Origin of the sequence: Bowmanella yangjiangensis, assembly GCF_018531185.1 — a bacterium.
Lineage (GTDB): Bacteria > Pseudomonadota > Gammaproteobacteria > Enterobacterales > Alteromonadaceae > Bowmanella > Bowmanella yangjiangensis.
Window position 1 is genome coordinate 117,894 of sequence record NZ_JAHDJU010000004.1, and the last position, 19,913, is coordinate 137,806.

Annotated in this window: 25 protein-coding genes and 2 pseudogenes; 3 read left to right on the forward strand and 24 right to left on the reverse strand. The window is 45.5% G+C overall.

All coding sequences use genetic code 11. The annotated features are described in order from the left end of the window. Nucleotides 1-41 precede the first annotated feature (41 nt). Entirely contained in the window at nucleotides 42-959 is a 918-nt protein-coding gene (locus KJY73_RS20090; protein WP_214345425.1) for a LysR family transcriptional regulator, read from the reverse strand. Nucleotides 960-1,074: 115 nt separating this feature from the next. Here KJY73_RS20090 and KJY73_RS20095 point away from each other — a divergent pair, with 115 nt between their 5' ends. Continuing rightward, the gene (locus tag KJY73_RS20095) at nucleotides 1,075-1,803 is read left to right on the forward strand and encodes an SDR family oxidoreductase (RefSeq protein ID WP_214345426.1); all 729 of its coding nucleotides are present in this window, start codon (nucleotides 1,075-1,077) and stop codon (nucleotides 1,801-1,803) included. A gap of 65 nt (nucleotides 1,804-1,868) precedes the next feature. Here the strand turns inward: KJY73_RS20095 and KJY73_RS20100 are convergent, their stop codons facing one another. The 16 genes and pseudogenes from KJY73_RS20100 to KJY73_RS20175 all read right to left on the reverse strand — a co-directional run bounded on the left by KJY73_RS20100 (nucleotide 1,869) and on the right by KJY73_RS20175 (nucleotide 12,961). Then, nucleotides 1,869-2,573: a transglutaminase-like domain-containing protein gene (locus KJY73_RS20100; protein WP_214345427.1), complete on the reverse strand. Its 705-nt coding sequence runs from the start codon at nucleotides 2,571-2,573 to the stop codon at nucleotides 1,869-1,871. A gap of 66 nt (nucleotides 2,574-2,639) precedes the next feature. Beyond that, nucleotides 2,640-3,359, reverse strand: a complete 720-nt coding sequence (locus KJY73_RS20105) for a helix-turn-helix transcriptional regulator (protein WP_214345428.1) — start codon at nucleotides 3,357-3,359, stop codon at nucleotides 2,640-2,642. A gap of 48 nt (nucleotides 3,360-3,407) precedes the next feature. Next, nucleotides 3,408-3,764, reverse strand: a complete 357-nt coding sequence (locus KJY73_RS20110) for a VOC family protein (protein ID WP_214345429.1) — start codon at nucleotides 3,762-3,764, stop codon at nucleotides 3,408-3,410. A 75-nt stretch (nucleotides 3,765-3,839) separates the two neighbouring features. Continuing rightward, nucleotides 3,840-4,196, reverse strand: coding sequence for a hypothetical protein (locus KJY73_RS20115; protein ID WP_214345430.1), 357 nt, complete (start codon nucleotides 4,194-4,196; stop codon nucleotides 3,840-3,842). A gap of 28 nt (nucleotides 4,197-4,224) precedes the next feature. Beyond that, nucleotides 4,225-4,710, reverse strand: a complete 486-nt coding sequence (locus KJY73_RS20120) for a DUF2165 family protein (RefSeq protein ID WP_214345431.1) — start codon at nucleotides 4,708-4,710, stop codon at nucleotides 4,225-4,227. 162 nt (nucleotides 4,711-4,872) lie between these two features. After that, nucleotides 4,873-5,229, reverse strand: coding sequence for a nuclear transport factor 2 family protein (locus tag KJY73_RS20125; RefSeq protein ID WP_214345432.1), 357 nt, complete (start codon nucleotides 5,227-5,229; stop codon nucleotides 4,873-4,875). An 83-nt stretch (nucleotides 5,230-5,312) separates the two neighbouring features. Then, nucleotides 5,313-5,825: a GNAT family N-acetyltransferase gene (locus tag KJY73_RS20130; protein WP_214345433.1), complete on the reverse strand. Its 513-nt coding sequence runs from the start codon at nucleotides 5,823-5,825 to the stop codon at nucleotides 5,313-5,315. Between the two features lie 76 nt (nucleotides 5,826-5,901). After that, entirely contained in the window at nucleotides 5,902-6,759 is an 858-nt protein-coding gene (locus KJY73_RS20135) for a DNA alkylation repair protein (protein ID WP_214345434.1), read from the reverse strand. A 114-nt stretch (nucleotides 6,760-6,873) separates the two neighbouring features. After that, nucleotides 6,874-7,137: an ATP synthase subunit c family protein gene (locus KJY73_RS20140; RefSeq protein WP_214345435.1), complete on the reverse strand. Its 264-nt coding sequence runs from the start codon at nucleotides 7,135-7,137 to the stop codon at nucleotides 6,874-6,876. Between the two features lie 68 nt (nucleotides 7,138-7,205). Then, on the reverse strand, nucleotides 7,206-8,234 hold the full coding sequence (locus KJY73_RS20145) for a serine hydrolase domain-containing protein (RefSeq protein WP_332874243.1): 1,029 nt from the start codon (nucleotides 8,232-8,234) through the stop codon (nucleotides 7,206-7,208). Between the two features lie 1,123 nt (nucleotides 8,235-9,357). Beyond that, nucleotides 9,358-9,768 carry a hypothetical protein gene (locus KJY73_RS20150; protein WP_214345436.1) on the reverse strand — a complete coding sequence of 137 codons (411 nt, stop codon included), beginning with the start codon at nucleotides 9,766-9,768 and terminating at the stop codon, nucleotides 9,358-9,360. A gap of 103 nt (nucleotides 9,769-9,871) precedes the next feature. Continuing rightward, nucleotides 9,872-10,081, reverse strand: a pseudogene (locus KJY73_RS20155) (IS3 family transposase); the annotation flags it as partial. A gap of 10 nt (nucleotides 10,082-10,091) precedes the next feature. Then, nucleotides 10,092-10,940, reverse strand: coding sequence for an acyl-CoA thioester hydrolase/BAAT C-terminal domain-containing protein (locus KJY73_RS20160; RefSeq protein ID WP_232848794.1), 849 nt, complete (start codon nucleotides 10,938-10,940; stop codon nucleotides 10,092-10,094). 104 nt (nucleotides 10,941-11,044) lie between these two features. Beyond that, complete coding sequence (locus tag KJY73_RS20165; protein WP_214345438.1) at nucleotides 11,045-11,386, reverse strand: cupin domain-containing protein; 342 nt, start codon at nucleotides 11,384-11,386, stop codon at nucleotides 11,045-11,047. A gap of 61 nt (nucleotides 11,387-11,447) precedes the next feature. Next, a complete protein-coding gene (locus tag KJY73_RS20170; protein WP_206593708.1) occupies nucleotides 11,448-11,846 on the reverse strand; it encodes a DUF4177 domain-containing protein in 399 nt (132 codons plus the stop codon). Between the two features lie 590 nt (nucleotides 11,847-12,436). Further along, complete coding sequence (locus KJY73_RS20175) at nucleotides 12,437-12,961, reverse strand: hypothetical protein (RefSeq protein WP_214345439.1); 525 nt, start codon at nucleotides 12,959-12,961, stop codon at nucleotides 12,437-12,439. Between the two features lie 195 nt (nucleotides 12,962-13,156). On the opposite strand from KJY73_RS20175, the pseudogene KJY73_RS20180 reads away from it, so the two are divergent. Then, nucleotides 13,157-13,393: pseudogene (locus KJY73_RS20180) on the forward strand (IS4 family transposase); the annotation flags it as partial. A gap of 70 nt (nucleotides 13,394-13,463) precedes the next feature. Here KJY73_RS20180 and KJY73_RS20185 read toward each other — a convergent pair. From KJY73_RS20185 to KJY73_RS20210, 6 genes are all read right to left on the reverse strand, one after another. Beyond that, a complete protein-coding gene (locus KJY73_RS20185; protein ID WP_214345441.1) occupies nucleotides 13,464-14,642 on the reverse strand; it encodes a ComEA family DNA-binding protein in 1,179 nt (392 codons plus the stop codon). 22 nt (nucleotides 14,643-14,664) lie between these two features. After that, nucleotides 14,665-15,204 carry a hypothetical protein gene (locus tag KJY73_RS20190; protein WP_214345442.1) on the reverse strand — a complete coding sequence of 180 codons (540 nt, stop codon included), beginning with the start codon at nucleotides 15,202-15,204 and terminating at the stop codon, nucleotides 14,665-14,667. Between the two features lie 97 nt (nucleotides 15,205-15,301). Further along, nucleotides 15,302-15,715 carry a hypothetical protein gene (locus tag KJY73_RS20195; protein WP_214345443.1) on the reverse strand — a complete coding sequence of 138 codons (414 nt, stop codon included), beginning with the start codon at nucleotides 15,713-15,715 and terminating at the stop codon, nucleotides 15,302-15,304. A gap of 78 nt (nucleotides 15,716-15,793) precedes the next feature. Beyond that, entirely contained in the window at nucleotides 15,794-16,165 is a 372-nt protein-coding gene (locus KJY73_RS20200) for a hypothetical protein (protein ID WP_214345444.1), read from the reverse strand. 88 nt (nucleotides 16,166-16,253) lie between these two features. Then, nucleotides 16,254-16,700, reverse strand: a complete 447-nt coding sequence (locus KJY73_RS20205) for a hypothetical protein (protein ID WP_214345445.1) — start codon at nucleotides 16,698-16,700, stop codon at nucleotides 16,254-16,256. A 69-nt stretch (nucleotides 16,701-16,769) separates the two neighbouring features. Continuing rightward, nucleotides 16,770-17,246 carry a hypothetical protein gene (locus tag KJY73_RS20210; protein ID WP_214345446.1) on the reverse strand — a complete coding sequence of 159 codons (477 nt, stop codon included), beginning with the start codon at nucleotides 17,244-17,246 and terminating at the stop codon, nucleotides 16,770-16,772. 141 nt (nucleotides 17,247-17,387) lie between these two features. Between KJY73_RS20210 and KJY73_RS20215 the strand changes: the two genes are divergently transcribed. Then, entirely contained in the window at nucleotides 17,388-18,353 is a 966-nt protein-coding gene (locus KJY73_RS20215) for an integron integrase (protein ID WP_214345447.1), read from the forward strand. A 272-nt stretch (nucleotides 18,354-18,625) separates the two neighbouring features. Here the strand turns inward: KJY73_RS20215 and hutI are convergent, their stop codons facing one another. Then, nucleotides 18,626-19,867 carry an imidazolonepropionase gene (gene hutI / locus KJY73_RS20220; protein WP_214345448.1) on the reverse strand — a complete coding sequence of 414 codons (1,242 nt, stop codon included), beginning with the start codon at nucleotides 19,865-19,867 and terminating at the stop codon, nucleotides 18,626-18,628. Nucleotides 19,868-19,913 lie beyond the last annotated feature (46 nt).

Below are 19,913 nucleotides of genomic sequence, written 5' to 3' on the forward strand. Positions count from 1 at the left end.
TATGAGCGGTTGGGCAAGTGAATGGCGCCACTATACCTCTTTTAGTCGGCCAGGTTTGTGAAACCTTGCTGTTGCCATTGTGCTAGCAGAAATTGCCACACCGCCTGTGCGGCTTTGCTGCGTTGGCCCAGGCAAAGCAAATGGATCGGGCTGCTGTCGGGGTGTTGCCATTCGGTTAACACCGGCACAAGCTTCCCTTCCCGGCATTCTGTGGCAATAAACATGGGGTCAACCATCACAATGCCCAGGCCGGCACAAGCCATATCCACCAGTACCCGGCTGTTGTCTGTTTGTATGGCGGGTTTCACCTCAATAGTTTCGGTATGGCCTGTTGGGTGCTGAAACGGCCAGAAGTTAAAACGGTAGGTGCTGCCCGCGAATACCAGGCATTCATGCTGTTCCAATTCTGCCGGGCTTAAAGGTGTGCCGTGCATCGCGAGGTAGTCTGGCGACGCAAACCATCCCCAGCGTTTGGTGCCTATCTGGCGGGCTATCAATGAAGAATCTGGGAGCTGACCTATGCGTATGGCGATATCGACTTTTTGTTCAAGCAAGTCGACGGTACGGTCATCCAGACTCAGTTCCAATTCAATCTCTGGGTAGGTCTGCCGCAGCGCAGCGAGCAAGGGCACCAGAAAACGCTGTCCCATCAAAACACTGGCACTGATCTTCACTTTACCTTTGGGTGAATCCAGTGCTTCTTCCTTCAAGCTGTGCAGGTTAGTAAGCACAGCATGCAACTCACCAGTGCCACTTAGCAGATTACGGCCGATGTCGGTCAGGTGCAGATGCCGGGTAGAGCGTTTTAGTAAAGGCTGACCAACAAATTCCTCTAATTGACGAATCTTCTTACTTACCGATGAGCGTGGCAGGTTCAGTTCATTTGCCGCCGCCTGAAAACTGCCGTGCTCAGCCACCAGATGAAATACATGCAATAGCGGCAAATTTAGGTAAGACATAATTTAATTGTTTCTACTTTGGCATCATTCTGTGTCCATATTGGTGCCTTATTGGCGTCAAAGCAAGTTGGTAATCTAGCTAGCGTTGAATCACTCCATCGCAAAGGAATCACTAATGAGCACTAAGACCATATTAATTACTGGTGGCACCGCTGGCATCGGACTGGCGCTGGCAAAACACCTGCTGGCGCAGGGTAACCGGGTGATTATCACTGGCCGCAACCGTTCCAGAATTGATGAAGCTTGCTCTGCCCTTGGGTGTACAGGTTATGTGGCAGACAGTGCTGATATTGCGCAACTGAAGGCCCTGGCAGACGGCTTGCAAAAAGACGGCGTGAAGCTGGACGGTTTGGTGTTAAATGCCGGTGTATTTCACCCGCAAAGCCTGCTAAACAGCTCGGCAGAGGACTTTGATCTGACCATGGCGATAAACACCAAGGGGCCATTTATTACTTTGCAGAAATTGCTGCCGGTACTGAATAACCCTGCCAGTGTGGTATTTGTTTCCAGCGTTGCGGTCACCCGAGCCTTCGCCGGGGCGGCAGTGTATTCCGCCAGTAAAGCCGCCTTTGAGGCTATTGCCAGAGTGGCCAACCTTGAGCTGGCACCTTTGGGCATTCGCATTAACTCGGTACGCCCTGGTGTTACGGCAACCGAAATTCAGGGTAAAGCCGGGATGACAGAAGAACAGCAAAGTGCATTTTTCGCCACCTTGGAAAGTACCCCTTTAGGCCGTGTTATGACCCCGGCTGACCAACTTGGCGCCATTGAATTCTTGCTGTCAGAGCATTCACTAGCCATGCGAAATGCTGTACTTGAGGTGGACGGCGGTTATTTGCTGTGAGGCAAATGCCTAACCACGTGTAGCCAGCACAGCGCCCAAAAACCCTATAGCCTTTGAGCAGACTTTTAGATACCCGTGCGGCGAATACGTTTAACGTTGTAGTTGATCAGATGCCTAAGCATATAGCGGTACAGCAGCTTTTTCAGGCCGCGTAAGTTACTGCCGTGTTTGGCATAAAATTCATCCGGCTGGGTGAACAGGCCGAAGTCGTCGGCAATGCCTTCGGCCTGAATATAGGTATTTCCGCCGTTAAACTCATTTTGTGGTTTTTGCAGGCAAGTCACCGCAATGCCATAGCCGCTAAAACCTCCGCAGTCACCATAGGCCTGCTGCACCCGGCGTAAAAACGGCTGGTCGATAATAAAGCCTTCAATATCCAGCCACTTGTCGGCCAGTTGCACTTCTACCCAGCTGTGCAAAATGCGTTTGGGCGCCAGTGGCATTAAAAAGGCCGGAATCGCCCCACGTTGCAGCGCATTAAAAATACTAAAGCCATGCAGGCGGCAAGGAATGCCAAGGGCCCTGAGCAGCGCCATAAATAGGGTGCTCTTGGTATTGCACTGACCGTAACCGTCGGCCAGCACCTGACTGGCGGGAATACTGTCATCGGCGTTATAGCCAAACAGGATGTCGTCGCGTACAAAGTTGTACACGGCGGCGATTGCGTCCTGAGTGGGCAGGGCACGCCAATGTTTGTCGGATATCAGTTGTTGAATACTGTTGTGGCTGAAATCGAGCAGGCTGGTTTCCTGCAAATAGGCTGTGGTCATTTGTGCCTCCGTCTTGAATTGAAGGCAGAATAGCCCCTATGTCGGCGTATAAATTGAATAAACTGGCTAACCTTGATTTTGAAAGCTCTGCAGTAATTGTTTGCTGGTCATGCCAAAAGTAGCCTTAACAGTACGACTTAAATGGGCACTGTCGCTAAAACCCGCTAGATGGGCTGCTTGGGTAGACGACATTCCTTTCCGAATCGCTTGCATGGCACAAATCAGTCGTCGCCACAGCAGGTAGGGCCGCCAGGCCATGCCCAATTCAGCTTTTACCAGGTGTAAAAAACGGCTTTCAGACAGTGCCAGCCAATCAGCTACCTGACTGGCGCGCCATTGCTCCGGTTTTAAGCATTCACCACCAAAGCAAGCGTCCAGCTTGGCCAATAATTTTTGTAACCTTGGATCCTGGCAAAGATAGGGGTTGTATTGCAAAGCCTCTGTTAGTTTTGGGTAAATATGTAGTTGTTGCAATAGAGTTAGCCAATTGCTTGCATCAATTATCGGCGGGAGCGTTGTGGGAAGCTGGCTGATCGCTTCACCCAGCAGACTTTGGGGCTCTGCCAAAATCACCCAGCCGTTTGGCATGACCAACTTATGGGGGATCTTGGGGGCGATCACCGCCCCGGCAGATAACGGCTGACCATCAAGCAAGCTGGCTTCACTGGGCAGACAGAGTTGCCATAACGGGTGATGGTGGGTGATGGCATCAATCGCCTGACCGTAAGCCACCACCATACCAGGGGCAAACTGTACGATGCTTTGCGGCTTCTCTGTAAGTAACATAAACCCCTGGGGCGGATCAGTATCAGCTAGGTATGCTTAATGACTTTATTACGCAAATAAGCAGATTTTATTCTGGTCAAGATCACGAAAATAAGCTGAAAACCGCCCTGACCTGACGGCGGGCTCACCTTCGCTCTGGCCACCCAATGTCAGAGCTTTTTGGTGTAACCGCTCCACTTCCTGCTTAGAGCCTAGATTCAGACCAAGCATAGTGCCATTGCCGTTAGTGGCCGGTTCGCCGTTAAAAGGCTCGGCGACGGCAAACATAAAATCGCCGTTTGTCCATAATGTCATGCGCCCCATTGCCTGGCCTTTGTGGACGCCGGTATCTTGAAAAAAGGCATCATAAAAGCCAATGGCTTTAGACATATCGTTGGTGCCAAAGACAAAGTAATTCATTTTCATAGTGCAGTTCCTTTGTTGAGCAGGGCAATGGAAGAAAGAGGAGTTAACCCTGAAACACATAGCCTTAGCGTTTGGCTAGAACCGCCATTTATATTTCTCTTTTAGTTTTTTGTACAACATAAAGTCATCAGAAAGCGAGTATTGATCCCACCCCTGGCCAAACACCCCAACATAAACACACATGATAAGTAGCAAAGAAAACAGGCCAATTGGAAATGCTTTCTCTTTCCACGGAGTGTCTAGAAGTAAGAATATGCCAATGGCAAAAAGGCAGAATATTGCTCCGAGTAAACACACTGCGCGGCGAAATAACAACCAAGTTGTAGCGACTACACGCTGAGCTTTTGTGACTTCGCGTCTTCGATAAGGTGATACATACCAGCAGAAACCGAGCATGCACACCACTGCGGCTAAATATATCCATATTTCCATATCTTAGCTCTTACCCTGTCTCGCTGGGTCAATCCGCTGTGCTATAGACAAACATCATAGTAATTGCTGACGCCATCGAGTACATAAAGGCCCCCTCCATAGAACCCGTGCCGACTTGGGTTTGCCACATCTGGAAGAATGCCGCCCCAAAGGTCATAAAAAGCCCAAACCAGACCAGTAATGCAAGCGCCGCTGCGATCACGCCGCTGGTTTTGGCGGCATGAAATTGCTCAGCGGAGCCTGTTCGAGCTGCCAGCATGCTCAGCGCACCTTTGATACCAAAGAAGCCAACCGCTGACTCGCCGAGAATCACCAGCCACAGGGCACACCAATGCAGCATGGGATGGGTTACAGAGAAAAACATACTGTCTGGGTAAACCTCATGCCCCTGATTTGATAGCACATAACCTAGTGCAGCGTGGGCTGGGCCCAGATTTGCGATGTTTTGCACTGCGTATATCAACGCGTGCAGACCAATAAAAAGAACCAGCAAGATTTTAAGCATTCTAAGCATCAGTTCCCCCAACCATGCTCTAACTGATTCCAACAGTTAAGCAGTTTCCTGGACAATTGCTTTCTTTCGCGCCCTTCTTTTGAGAATAAACGGGGCAAGATCAGACCCTGCATCGCAAGCTATGGGGGAGATAGGGTCTTGGGGGATGAGTGTTTTTGAATTTTACCCGGGAATAGGCAGGTTATGGGCTCTTAAAAAACTCAGTTTGTCCCAGTACCCGCGCTGAAAGGTGATTAAACCCTTTTCCACTTTAAAAAAGCCACAGCCTCGTAGCCCGATGGGGTCTTTCCACTCCAGGATGGCCCAGTCGCCATCTTCGAAAATATTCTCGACTATGCAGACCATCTTGGCATTGGCAAACTCGTTCCTGAACATAGCGCGGATGGCCTCTTTACCTTCGACAGGCGCATTGGCTACCTGATGGTTAATAGCGTCACTGGCATAGAATTCGGCAATCTTATCTGCATTGCCTTGGTTAAAAATATCAACCCACGCACTTATCAGCTGTTTTGGTGTCATCATGTGGCTCCTTTTCCGTTAGGCTTATCACTTGCCGTGCAAGCAAGCCCGCCATAGCTAGGCGGCTAATCTGCAAGTTAGTTTTAAAGCGGTTTACTCGACTGGTTTGGGCAATAAATATCGCGGCTTTTGCCGTCATTAAAGGTTTGGCGCCTGGCTATTGTCCCTCCCAGCTTCTCAACCAATGCGCGGGCCGCAACATTTTCATCATTCATGTAGGTTTCTACAGTGTTCCATTTAAATTCATTGTACGCATGTAAAATTACCGCTTGGGATGCTTCGGTTGCTATGCCTTTCCCTCGTGCTTCGGGCAATATCCACCAGGTCAGTTCTCTCGGCCAATCTCTTCCCTGCCAATAGCCACAGGTTCCAAGTAATCGGTTATCAGACTTTAATTGCACAACCCAAATACCAAAACCCAGCAAATGCCAGGAACCAAGATCTGCCTTTAATCTAGCCCACACTTGTTCTATGCCCAAAGGGCCTCCATACATGGAAGACGCTTCTGCATCCATATAAAATTCCTCATACATAGCGATACTATGCACGCTGGGCGGGATTAGCCTGAGTCTGGTTGTTTCTATTGTTGGAATCATGTTGCTACTGCATTTTCCTGAAGAATATGGATTTCCCAATCTGTTATTAAGAAAGCCTGATGGTAAATAACATTGCTTATCTGGCTTTTGCTGCTTGCCGAATTTCGCATGCCCGGGTGTGACCTTTTTGAGCCGGGTGACGCACCGCATGCCGGATTAACCATTTCAACTCTTTGGATGCCCCAGTGCTTAACCAACTCTCGCATAACGAAAATACTGTGTCGGGATGATCTTTGGCAATATCGCCAAGGTGGTTTGCTACGCTGCGGCGCACATACAGCGACTCGTCATCTTTGAGTAATTCGAGAATCGGCAGGGTCGGGCTGGGGTCGGCGATAAATGCGGGTATGCGTTTCCCCCAGGGCAGCTTAGGCCGCGTTCCTTCGGTGCAAAGCCGCCTTATATGTGGGTTAGGATGGGTGACCCATTCTAGGATTTTCGTCAGCGTACGCCCTTGTTGCCCAATTAAATAAGGACGAATAGCAAATTCGGCAGTAAATCGGGTGGTTAGCGCCTGCATGGCGTCCATCGACAAATCAAAAGGGTCGTGGCCGCCGTTATACTGCGTATCTTGTCCGAACTCTGATATAAAAAAACTATGTGGAAGATAGAAAAAACCAGCCAGCCCAGAAGAGTCGGTGTCTGTCTTTTCCGGGGTTAATGAGCCACAAAGGATCGTGATCGCGTCTGTATAGTTTTGTGGCAAAAACTCTTTCAGTGCCAGGGCAATGTGTTGAGCGCGTTGCATAAGCTCCAATGGCTCCAGACCCGATTGCGCAAAATCGCAAAAGGCTTTGACCGCAAAATCCCGGTGAACATACTGAATATTCTGCGCCAGGCATTGAATGGCCTGCGGATTAAGTAAAACTTTTAGCGGCGTACCTTTTTGAATGGACGCAGGCGCATCGGGAATAAGAGGCGGGCGTAATGTCATTGAATTAACCGAATCCTTAACTCATCTTTCACAGGCAGAGGCTGAACCCCGCTCTTTAACCGCCACATATTTTGCAACTGTAGGAGGGGAGTTCAGCGGAGGTATAAGGGAGCCTTACTTATGGGGATCATTTTCCAATTGTCTTCTTTCCGATGCCAGTTTGACTGCCCTGAACATGCACCACAATACAACAGGAACACTGACGATAAACATACCATTGACGATGGTTTCATCTTTTAGAAACGCAAATACAGGTTCGCTGTCGTTGGCAAACTTGGCATAAAGCCCCAGGCCGATCATGACCATAGGAATGGCATCAATTATGCCCAGCATCATAAATTCTTTCTCTATTTCTCTAATCCGTTGTTCTTTTGTCAATTGTCTTACTCCATCAAGGTTAATTGGTGTCTAAATATTCATTTATCCTGATTGATTGCATTAAATTTTTAAGAGTTTTTTCTTCTCAATATTTTAATGATACGGTTAATTGTAATTTCAGATAAATTCCATTCATATCCGTTAAAATCAGTTGTGTTTATAAACTGAACTACTATCGCATCCAGATCTTTGTCGTATTTTGCGAGACTCTGGTAGCCGACAACCAAGCCCCCATGCTCGTAAACGTAAGGATAGATTTCCGCTTCTCCTTCTTCAAATACTGAGCCATCGTTTAAGGCTCGCAAGAAGATGCCCACATCCTCTGCTGTTGCTAGCATTCCATACTCACGAACTTTGAAATCTTCCTCATATCCGACGTAATACCCACTCATTACATCATCCAGGTTAACTTCGTTTAGTGAAAAATATGTGTTATTCAGTTCTAGGGGGAACAATATTTTTTCTTTAATATATTGATGGTGGCTATATCCTAATACCTTATCCATAATATTTCGAAGTAGTAAATAATTCGTATTGGAATATTGATAACCTTTGTCGGGCTCAAAACTGGGAGGTAAGTCGAGCGCAAAATCAAGGGCTGTATGACTATTTTCCTGTTCGTTTTGCCAATAAGCAGGATTATCTGTGAAATTGGGAATACCTGACCTATGCTGTACCATCATTTTCAAGGTGATTTTTTCTGAATTTACGATTCTACCTTTAAGTTCTGGAAGGTAGTCGGTAAGCGTTGCGTCTAGTGATAATCGCTTTTCTTTGACCATTTTAGTTACAGCAACAGCTGTATATAACTTGCTAATACTGGCAATTTTAAATAAAGAATTTGAGTCGGCTGATTTTCTGTTTTTTCGATCTTTCCAGCCACCGGTGTAGAATGCTGGAGGTTTCCCTGCTTCGTCCACATAAACAATCATGCCATCAAAACCCTGTCCAATGGCCTCATCTACTTGCTCTTGAACTGTATCGGGTAATGGCAAAATCCAAGCCTTTACTAAAATCCATGGCACGAAAAAGAGTGAAATGATAGTTCCAACAAGCAATGTGATTCTGATGATTAGTATTCTTCGTTTCATCGTTATTTCTATTAGATCCGTGGGATGGTTCTCATAACGAATGATTTGGACTCCCCCTTTACCGGGGTTATGCCACGCTAACTTGGCAATCATTGAGGAGAACTGTCCATGTCTGATTTCAACTATGTTTATGGCATTGATTTAGCCAAACTGAGTTTCAGTATCCACGGCGAAGACCACCAGCGCAAGGCTGGAGTGTCTTAACTTCCCTGTTGGATATGACTCGCGGTTCCTCGCGCGCCAGTCACTTTTACAACAGTGCTGCCCTGCGGGTCAGCTAAAGCTGTTCAAGCTAGTTCCAGACCGCCCCACTAATGGAAATTAAATATGTTTCACCACAAAGGACGCGAAGTGCACGAAGTACAATACCGGTTTTCCACTCTTCGTGTTCTTCTGATCTTCGTGGTAGAGAAATAAATACTTGTGAATGCAGGGGAGCGAAGCGGCTCGGGCCGCTTAGGGGAAAATCTTTGGCTCAGTTGGCCATATCAATGAACCTGACTGATTCTACCAACACCTAAAAGCAGCAGGAAAGCCCCTTAACAAAGCTGATTGTCATAATAAATACCATGCTAGAAAACGAGGAGATATGGCGTGAAAATATCGATTAATTTATTGACTTGGGACCACAGTCACTTGTTAGCTTTCATTCTCAAAACTTCGTCCAATTTTTTTCTAGCCAGAAGGGATAATATATAGGGAACGCTAAATTTTGTGGAGGAGGAATGTACGGTAATACATCTGACAGTAGAGCCCCTATCCTTGCTAACTCAATGTCTTCTTGAGACATAAAACCTTTAACCATCCAATGATTTTGCGAATCTAACCACGATATGCCGCTGGGATATTTAATGGTCAGCTTATTGTCTGCCACTAACGACTTAAATCTTTCATGATACTCAATCCTCAATCCAAACACATGGATACCTCCAATAAGCCCGCTCAGTAAATAGGCAGCTAGAAAGATAAACCAGATAGTAGAAAGAAATTCCAATTCATATCCCTGAAAGCTAACGCTAAGCTTTGGGGCGCAGGCACGTAGGGCATAATAGCGAAGCGGCCCTGCGTGTTTGCGTCCCAGCGAACGAAGTGAGTGACAATAGCGTTTTGTTATGTGTTTTCACGCTATCTAATCTGACAATCTGATACTTTCCACATTTTCAATTGCTCCGTCCCACATACCAAGGTGACCGAAGTTCAAAGCGTTAAAAGTGCCTTCAATTTGAACAGTGCGAGAATCATATTGAGCATATTTTTTAAAATCTCCTACCTGTACCCAAATTTGATGCTCGCCATACTTTAAGCCGGTGACCTCAAACTGCATGCGAAGTTTACCGATTACTCGCACTAGCTTACCGTTGAAGCGCTCAGGTGTTATCGCAAGCTGGGTAATCGATACAATACAATATTCTTTCTCGCCACCTTGACACTTAGGCATACACTTAGTGCCCATACGGCCGTCTTTTGTATGCTCTGGAATATCCGCTTTAGCCTGAATGCAAATAAATAACGCTAGAGCCAGCGGAAAAAATAGCCTCATAATTCACCTAGACACATAACGCCCGCCACAAACGCGAGCAACGTGTTGCGAGTCGAGCCGCGAAGCGGTGATGTTCCCCCGATAAATCGGACACGCTTTGTTATTAAGCGGCATGTTCAAACTGTACCGGAGAAAGATAATTCAGACTACTGTGTAATCGCTTCCGGTTATAGAACGTGCCAATGTAATGTTTCACTTTTGCTTCCAACTGTGCCTTATTGGCAAAGTGACTCTGGTGAATCAGCTCGGCTTTCAGGCTCTTAAAAAAGGACTCGACTTCAGCATTATCGGTGCAACGACCAGGGCGATGCAGCCTTTGCTTGTTAACCGCCATTTAACTTATCAATAAATGTTTGACCTAAAGGGTCGGACTTATCCAAAAACTTGTAGTTTAGTAAATGATCCAAACCATTGAAGTTTAGGTGTTGACATTGACCATCCTGTCTCTTGTTCATTCTTTCGCAAATCAACTTTGCCATTTGGGGCGATGGCCATATTTCATCGTTCTCGCCAGTCATGAGCACAACGTTACCTTTGATATTTTCAACCAAGATATCCGCTTCTCCATTCTCTGAACGATTTTCCAATGATTGAGTATATAAATCCAACAATCCGCTAACAGCTCCTGACGGCTTAAACTCAACATGAGTTAGTTCTTGTCCTTGTTCTGTCCAGCTAGACGCTGGTACTTTTGTCCAGTCCTTTAAAATTCCAGCCCACACAACTGAACTAGGTGCTATGGCAATAATTTGCTGTATTTTTTCGTCGCGAGAGGCAAGCAATAGTGCTAATTCCGCACCTTTTGACCAACCTACGATGATTAATTTACCTGAATCAACATTTTTCTGTGCTTGCAGCCAAGACTTAGCACTATCAAAATATTCAAGCGGGATTTTTTCTAGCTCTTGCGGTAAGCCTTTAGCATTGAAATAAGCTAAGGCTAAAGTTGGGTAACCTGCATCAACAACAGCCTTCGCTAGTTTCTCAGGTATACCTCCCTCGGCACCACCTAAAACTAAAACACCAACGCTTTTTTCCAGCGATGACGGTGGATAATACTTACCTACAAACTTTTCGTTTTTGACATCCAGAATACCTTCTGAAGCACAAGAACCAAAAGCGATACAAGACAAAATCAGCAGGCTGGCTTTAGTAACTTTTTCCAACATCATTTAAATTTTTTCCTATGGTGCAGCAATACTAGAAATACGGCTAACGCCCGCATTTTCGGCTGGTTTGGAGCGCAACGGAAAACAAGTCCAACAACATGCGCTTGTTATGCATTTTCTCGATCTCCGTGACTTGGCGGAGTTGATACCACCAAGAATTCGAGAGGCTGCTCGTGTTGATTACTTAAAGTATGTGGTACGCCAGCCGGTACGAGGAAACCTTGGTTTGGCTTTAGTTCGTGAATTGCACCCGCAACTTCGAGACTCGCTACGCCACTAAGCACGTAAAAGAACTGCTCAGCTTTGTTGTGAAGGTGGCGTACTTCTGAGGAACCACTAGGCACTCGCTCTTGAATCACACTCAAATTCGTAGACGCTGCCAAGTGCCAGCCATCGCAGTTGCCACCCCAGACATAATGTTTTCCGGTTTCAGTTGATGCTACGGACATGGACTACCTTTGTTACACAACGCAAAGCTTTGGGGCGACAATAGCGCCTTGTTAGAGCTCTTCATACCGCCTGTCGTTCTAAAATAACCACCATAGAGTCCGATTCACCAAACCCCGATGCAGGAATCACTATTTGCTTTAATTGCCAGCCTTGTTGACCTTCCGCGTTTAATAGTGATTCGACGTCTGGAGTGCCAGATTTAAAGAATCGAAGCTTGAAAGGTAGCTCTACTGTTTTATATTCATATTTACTCACTGTCTCGATTTCCTCATATTCTAAACTGGTAATATCAATGTTAAACGTAGCTGCCAATGCCTTTTTAGTTTCCAAAGAAGCATTTGCTTCACTTTCTACCCTTTGAATGGTTCTTTGGCTTAACCCAGACGCAATAGCTAACTGCTCTTGCGTCCATGCTTTAAGCATTCTGTTTTGAATAACTAAAGCAGCATTAATTTTCACTTTTGATTCCTGTTTCCACCGAATACTAAAGATAATCGAATATTTTTTGTACCTTTCATACGACAAACCGCCGACAGTTAACCGCCAAAATAACGACTGACGTTAACGAGAGCTCTAACGCCGCCACAAACGCGAGCAACGTGTTGCGAGTCGAGCGCCCAACGGGCGCGTTTTGGGTGGCGCTTGTTAGAAGCCATGTTACTTGAAACCTAAATAAATCACGAAGCAAAGCATGCCGAAAGGTATGAGTAAAAAATTTATAACTGTTTCAAACTCTTTTTTAATTAGTGCATGTATTCCAATAAGCAAATGCACAAATGAGATAATGATGCATATAAAGCCAGAAACGATCAGTAACGCTGTATATTCGATATCTGGAAAAAACAAATACGCCGTGATAGCTGGTGGCAAAAGTAAAACTAAGCCCGAAGCATGGATTGAAGAGTCATTTATCAATTGAACGTACTTTTTCACGAGACTCATTCAATGGCCTTCTAACGCCTTACTAATGGGCGCATAAATGCTTGGCTAAAATTAGCGACGAAGGAGCACAAGCCAAGCGTTTTGCGTCCTTTTGAGTAACTTTTTTGCTAGTTTCTACATTGAGCTTCAAATTCTGATTTCTTTAATGTAGCAAGTTTTAGGCTTACCATTGAATTCATGAATGCGATTCCAAGACCTGCTAGATACCAAGGTGTAAATATAGGGTTAGACGCTGTTTGTAATATTACTCCCCACGATTCTATTACCAAACCTTCAATATTGTCTAAAGATATTGCGGGGAAATTACCCCCCTTTGTCATAGCGTAAGAAGCAAAAGCTAAAAATATATAAGTGAATACTATATTGAACGTAATTGATGGAATGCTTATGAAGGATAGACCCGGCCACGACCAATTAGACTTCAGTTTGTGGATTAACGATGCAAGTATTAACGCCATGATTAAAGCGATGGCTAAATAAGCTTGGTGAATAGGATTTTCAATGGGTCTAAAACCAAATAAGATCATCATCACTATGTGGTAAGCAAACATAAGCTTAAAATCCAAAGACATATTCTTAGGATCATTATCTTTATTTTGCTCATCCAGTTTTCTTTTTATTGATTCGAACATCCATACTCCGAAAAATAGCTAACGAATGATATGGACTCCCCCTTTACCGGGGTTATGCCACGCTTACTTGGCAATCATTGAGGAGAACTGTCCATGTCTGATTTCAACTATGTTTATGGCATTGATTTAGCCAAACTGAGTTTCAGTATCCACGGCGAAGAGCGCCAGCGCAAGACAGGAATTTTAAGCTTTGCCCTGAGTGCCTTACTGGCCACGCTGGTGCTTTGGTGGATTGGCTTGTTTGCCTTAAAAGTCGGGTGGCAGCGGAAGTTCCAGGCAAATACCGTATCTCATCGTCTGGTGTTATCGGTGGTCAGACTCGGTAAAGAAGTCAGGAAACGCGCCAACTACCCCATTCCTGAACAACGATTGCACTGGGCACTGCAGGAATATTCCCGACTTGTACATTCGTTGGGGAGACCTGAATTATGAGGGGATCCCCCAGCGCCCGCGTAATAGGCGCGAGCTTGCGAGCGTCCTAATTGACGCGTTTGTTATACGGCTATTCATCAATAATGAATTCTTCGATAGCTTTCTTTACTGTTTTTGGGCCCACTCCACTAATTTTTGCAAGGGTGTCACAGTCCAAGGAGCCCTCTTTAACTCTATACTTAAAAATTTCTTTAGCTATATTTCGACTTACACCCAACAAAGCCTCAAGCTCGTCAATCGTTGCAGAATTGATGTCGGGCTTACCGTTTGTAGTGGCTTCGTCATCCAAGTGTTCAAGAATATCGGCTATCACAAGATAGGTATGAAAGACTGCTTTTGTCGCTTCTAACTGCCCAAGCTCAGCGTGTACACCCTTGTTGGCCAATTTATTGATTTTTTCTAACCATCCACCAAGGAAATCTACATGCGCTTTTGCAAGTGCTTTATTACTATCCGACTCGATAGCAGTGTCCATAAAAGCCCATATTCTATTTATATATTGCCCCTGACCTAGAACCCTTCCACCGGTCTTTTCTTTAGATGCAGGGTATAACTGATCAGCCAGACCTTCGAGAAGTCTTCTGCAGGTTGTTAAAGCTTGCGACCACTCTTCTTCCTTTGCTGAAGATACAGATTTAAATGCAAGCATTAATTGCTCTGCAAGAATAGGATCTAAATCCAGTAACTTATCGTCAACCTCATTTTTTAGTATGTCAAAACAATTACTAACAGTTCCTGAAAACTTTAGATCGTTAAACATCCTAGAGGCAATATCGTGTGCTTTTGTACGCACATAATTTAGATGCCTATTTAAGGCGTTTTTATAGTGAGTTCCATCATTGCCACGCTTAGTGCGCACAAGGTCGGCATACCGTTCCTCAACAAAGCCAATATTTACGTAGCCACCACCACTTTCAGAAGCTTTTGCATTAAGCTCTTCGATTGAGTAATGAAGCTCTTCTTTTAAACCAATCTCATCAATTTTAGATTGATATTCCGCCAGCTCATCACGTAGCTCTTTAGAGTCATCGTCTTGAATTGCTAGGAGTGTATCTAAATATTTTCTAAGTATAGATGTATACCTCTGTTCTCCTAGCTGAATCGAACACCATTTATGGATGTCTGTATTATCCATTATTACTGAAGCTCTAGAAATCTTCTGGATAGCAGATAAAACTGCTCCCTTAGGCGATTCGAGATCTTTTAGCGCTTCCTCAAGTAGACGAAGTGATTCTTTTTGTTGTTTCATATTTCCCTATTCGTATAACGCCTCAATCAGCCGCCGCGTCAACGGTCGGCTGCATTGATTTGTTAGGCTTTTGTAGTATGTGTGTTTTCCGCTTGAAGGCATAACTGAAGCCGCAGCCATATATGAACATCATAAAAGCAAACGCAACAGAAATGACAGCAAAGCCTTTTGCATTCACGTCATCTGTCGGATGCAAATAAGCAAACAAAGACATGGCGAGCATTGCCCCGGTAGCCGCTGAACCGAACACATAGATAGTCTTGGGCATTTCACAAAGAACTTCATTCACATAGTACTCTACGTATTTGTTTTCAAATATCCTTCCTAGTGCAGAAAACAAACCGATTACCACAAGAATAGCTAAAAATGTTAAACCCAGCTCTGCAAGTGATCCGTCATTGATTTTTTGCTCTGAGAACTTTACGAGCCTTTCTTCACTATTTAAGAAGTTAGATGTAAAAACAGCGACCATGAAGAATACAGAAACCTGAGATATGAATATCACAAACTCACTAAAAACAAACTTTCCAAGGCTTTGTTTGTATTGTTCTACTTTTTCCAACTTTAACTCTCCGTCCCTTTTGGAAGGCTAACGCTTTAAACAGCGGAAAACGCGAGCGTAGCGAGTGGTTTTCCGATGATTTAACTTGTTAGGCATATCAATTACTCACCGGATAAATACCATTATACATATAGTTCACTTTACTCAAATTATCCGGCCGCGATACTTGGAGGTTAACAGTGACATTTGTACCGTTAAATTCTATGTAACCTTCATTCCAATTTTGTGATTTAGTTTTTTCATAGCCACTAATAACCACGATCGATTTTGCATCTACCTTTCCGCTAATACTATTAGTCAAGATAGTTTCCGTATCTTGGTGTGGTACAGAAAACAAAAACTGGATGAAACTATGTGAATGTGAAGCTTCTTTAGAAATTAGCGCCACTTGGTATTTGTATGAAACACCGTCGAAAAAGTAACCTTCAGAAATTCCAGCACTGACAGGTCCTGTTGGCAGAAAAGCGCAACTCTGAGTCAATAAAGCAAAAAGTAATATCCAAATTTTCAAATTAACTCCGTGTATGCCTAACGCTTTAAACAGCGGAAAACGCGAGCGCAGCGAGTGGTTTTCCGATGATTTAACTTGTTAACTGCCATTACTTATTATTACCGGATCTTTACGATCATAAACAAATTGAACAGCAACTGCCGAAAGAACAAGCGCAAGTGCTACTCCCACACAAACGCGCGACGCTCGTTTGTACCTATTTTCGTTATCTCTTTTGTCGTAGTGGTCTGCGATTGTGATAAATAAATTAATGGCACCAACCACTGCTGCTGAGATGAACAAGAACAGTGCAGTTCCTTCGAATATGATGCCGTTAGATGACCCTCTTCCAGGTAAATGGAACGATTGCTCGGCGTAGCCTAGATAAGCAATAACAAGCAGACCAATACCCCAGATAAGGTTAAATAGTCTTTCTGCTACTGGAATGTGATTAGGTTGATATTTATCCATGTTCCCTTTGGCAGTTAACGCTGCCAGCACGGGCCGGAGCACGCAGTGCGGAGGTCCAGCCCCGAAGGGGCGATTGTGCCTGGCCTTGTTATGAATTTACCCACGAATAACTCTCCGGCCACTCTTCTTGATCGCAGTAAGATGAAGTAAATTCGCGACCCTTTGATATTACGACACTACTGCACTTAAGAGTGCAGCTTATAAAGTGTTTCGTGGGATCGGCCCAACTTTCACTTTGTAACTTTTGCCCAACTTGGCGCTTGGTTGAGAACTCCACTTTGAGTTCAGCGACATCTATGTCACCGATAGATAATTTATTGTCCTCAAGGTCGCCGACCATCCAATTGTGGATGCCAGAAACTATTTTTAGAGGTTCTATTGATTTATCGTTGTGCTTGCATTCTTGGCGGAGCACGTCGATAGATAACACCCCAGACCCAAGTTCTGCCAGTGTTTTATAGTCGAACATCAGCTCCCAGCCGCAAAACATTTGGCCGAAATTCTGTGCTACATGTTTAAGTCGCTTGATGCTCATGATTATTCATAACGCTTTAAACAGCGGAAAACGCGAGCGTAGCGAGTGGTTTTCCGATGATTTAACTTGTTAGAGGTTGCTCGTGACATACAGCACCAAAAGTAGAGATAAAATCCCCAAAACAAACCAGTTTCCAAATTTTTTAGCTTCCAAAGACTGCTGCTCTGTAATTAATACAATTGGTAAGATTGCTAATTCCCAAACAGAACAAGCTACCCAAATTACGGGAAACAATAACAAATAATACGGATTGCTAAATATGTTGAATAGGTAAAAACATAACCCTGCTCCGACAAACTTTACGACTGTTGGCCAGGCGCTTTGCCACCCAAATCGATACTTCGAATGAACACAACTTAATACATCACAAAACTTGCATTTAGAAGGTGTGTCTGACCCTGACCATAATTTTGACCAAAAACCGATTCCCTTTTTACCGCAACTCGGGCAGGAAAACATTGCAACCTCTAACAGTTTAATAGACGGAACTGTTCCGTGTTTAAACACGGATAAGTTCCGTACTTTTGCATGGTCATTTTTTAGCATGCTCTGCGGCCCTTGCCTAGCATGAGTTTGGAGGTTGCACCAAATTGGTGCCGGGAAAAAGCGGACGTGTTCCGTACCATTGCTGTTATACGGATCCTTGTCTATAACTGTATAAATGAACAGTTGTTTTTGAGGCGTTATATGGCTAATTCTCCATTTCTTCGCCATATCGCGGAGGAGATGTACGCTCGGCGTTATGCCAAGCGCACTATTGAAACTTATGTGAAGTGGGTTAGCAGTTATATCCATTTTCATCAGAAGCGTCATCCTGCCACTATGGGTGATAATGAGGTGGAACACTATCTGAATCATTTGGTTAATGAGCTTGATGTAGCAGCAGGTACACAAGCCAACGCATTGAACGCACTGGTTTTCCTGTATAAGGAAATTATTGGTCGACCGCTGGCTGTGCAGCTTAATTTTGTGCGTAGTCAACGTCAGCAGAAACTGCCGGTTGTGTTAAATCCTGATGAGGTGAAGCGGTTGCTGGAGCGGGTAACTATCAAACAAAAGTTGCCAGCTTCTCTGCTTTATTCCAGTGGTTTACGTTTGATGGAGTGCGTGCGTTTACGGGTTCAGGATATCGACTTCGACTATAAGTCAGTGCGGATCTGGAACGGTAAAGGTGGTAAACACAGAGTCGTTACCCTGGCTCCTGAGTTACTGCCCAGCTTACGTAGTCAGATATCTTTGGTTGAACAATATTTGCAGGCCGATTTGTCGAATCCCCATTATTGCGGTGTATGGATGCCCCATCGTTTGCGAATAAAGTACCCTTGCTCGAAGAGCCAGTTGGGTTGGCAATATCTGTTCCCAGCTCAGCAATTATCTAAAGATCCAGAGTCAGGTGAGCTACGCAGACACCATATGGATGAAACAAGTCTGCAGAAGGCTGTGCGCCGCGCCAGCCGCCAAGCCAATATTCAGAAACATGTTACACCACATACCCTGAGACATTCGTTCGCCACCCACCTATTACAAGCGGGGGCCGATATTCGCACTGTGCAGGATCAGCTTGGTCATGCGGACTTGCGCACCACACAAATTTATACCCATATCCTACGGCGAGGCGGCAACAGCGTAATTAGCCCTTTTTCTCGTTTATAAGCTGAACGGAGGCCGAGAGGGATTTTTTCGTAAAATCGGTGCAACCTTTAGAGACTTTTTTGTTTACCAAGTTTTTCAGAGTTAAAAACACTAAATACCAGTCTCACCACGAAGCTCTGAAGGGCACGAAGAAGAGAGGATGTTGGTTAGCCAATTTCAGCGAATTTAACCCACTGATTTTAAGCTTTATTTTCGTCCAGCCCTTCGTGACCTTTGTGTTCTTTGTGGTTAGCTCACATTCTCTTTGCGCAATGAGAGCGACACCAAACCCGCTATCTATGTCCGCCCTTAACTGGTTTTCCCGCCTGCCACAAGCGCGTCAGAGGATGGCCACCTATCTGATAAGCAAGTTGATTGGGGTGGCTGATATCGAATAGCTGCATATCCGCTTGCATACCCACTTTAAGCATGCCGACTGTGTTTTGCAGCCCCAGCGCTTTCGCGGCATGTTGGGTTACCCCTCGCAGGGCTTCCTCGGGCGTCAGGGCAAACAAGGTACAGGCCATATTTAGCATCAGCGGCAGATTCAAAATAGGCGAGGTGCCGGGGTTAAAGTCAGTGGCAACGGCCATAGGCACCTGATACTGGCGTAGCAGGTCGATGGGCGGTTTTTGGGTTTCTCTCAAATAGTAAAATGCGCCGGGCAGCAGGGTGGCCACCGTACCGCTTTGGGCAATGGCCTTTACGCCCGCTTCATCTAAAAACTCAATATGGTCAACCGATAAGGCTTGATAATCGGCTGCCAGCTGACTGCCGCCCAGATTGGAAAGCTGCTCGGCATGCAGTTTTACCGGCAGGCCCACTTGTTTGGCGGTTTCGAATACCTGCCGGGTTTGCGCCAGGGTAAAACCGATATTTTCGCAAAATACATCCACGGCATCGGCCAATTGCTGCTCGGCCACCAGGGGCAGCATATGCTGACACACCAGGTCGATATAGCCCTGGGCATCATCCTGATATTCCGCCGGTAGGGCGTGGGCACCGAGGAAGGTGGTTTTTATTGTCAGAGGCAGGTGTTTTTCAATCTGTCTGGCGACCCGCAGTAGCTTGAGCTCGCTGTCTACATCCAGGCCATAGCCGGATTTAACTTCTATGCAGGTAACACCCTGTGCCAGCAGTACCTCGGCGCGTTTTAGCGCCAGGGTCAGTAGCTGGGCTTCACTGGCCTCGCGGGTGGCGCTGACGGTACGGCGTATGCCGCCGCCTTGCTTGGCGATATCGGTATAACTCACCCCGTGCAGACGCTGCTCAAATTCCTCGGCACGGTTACCGGCAAATACCAAATGGGTATGACAATCAATAAAACCCGGTAGCAGCCATTGCCCCTGTCCGTCCACGGCGTGGCTAACGTCGCCAAGCTTGGGTAAGTCCTGCTGCTTACCCAGCCACTGGATATGGCCGCCTGCCACCAATAGTGCGCCTTGTTCAATAATGCCATAGGGCCCAAGGGCAGGATCAAAGGTGGCCAGATTGATATTGGTAATTAACAGGTCTGCGTTATGGGTGTCCGACATGGCAAGTTTCCTTCACGGGCTGTGCTTGACTATTATCTTGTATAGA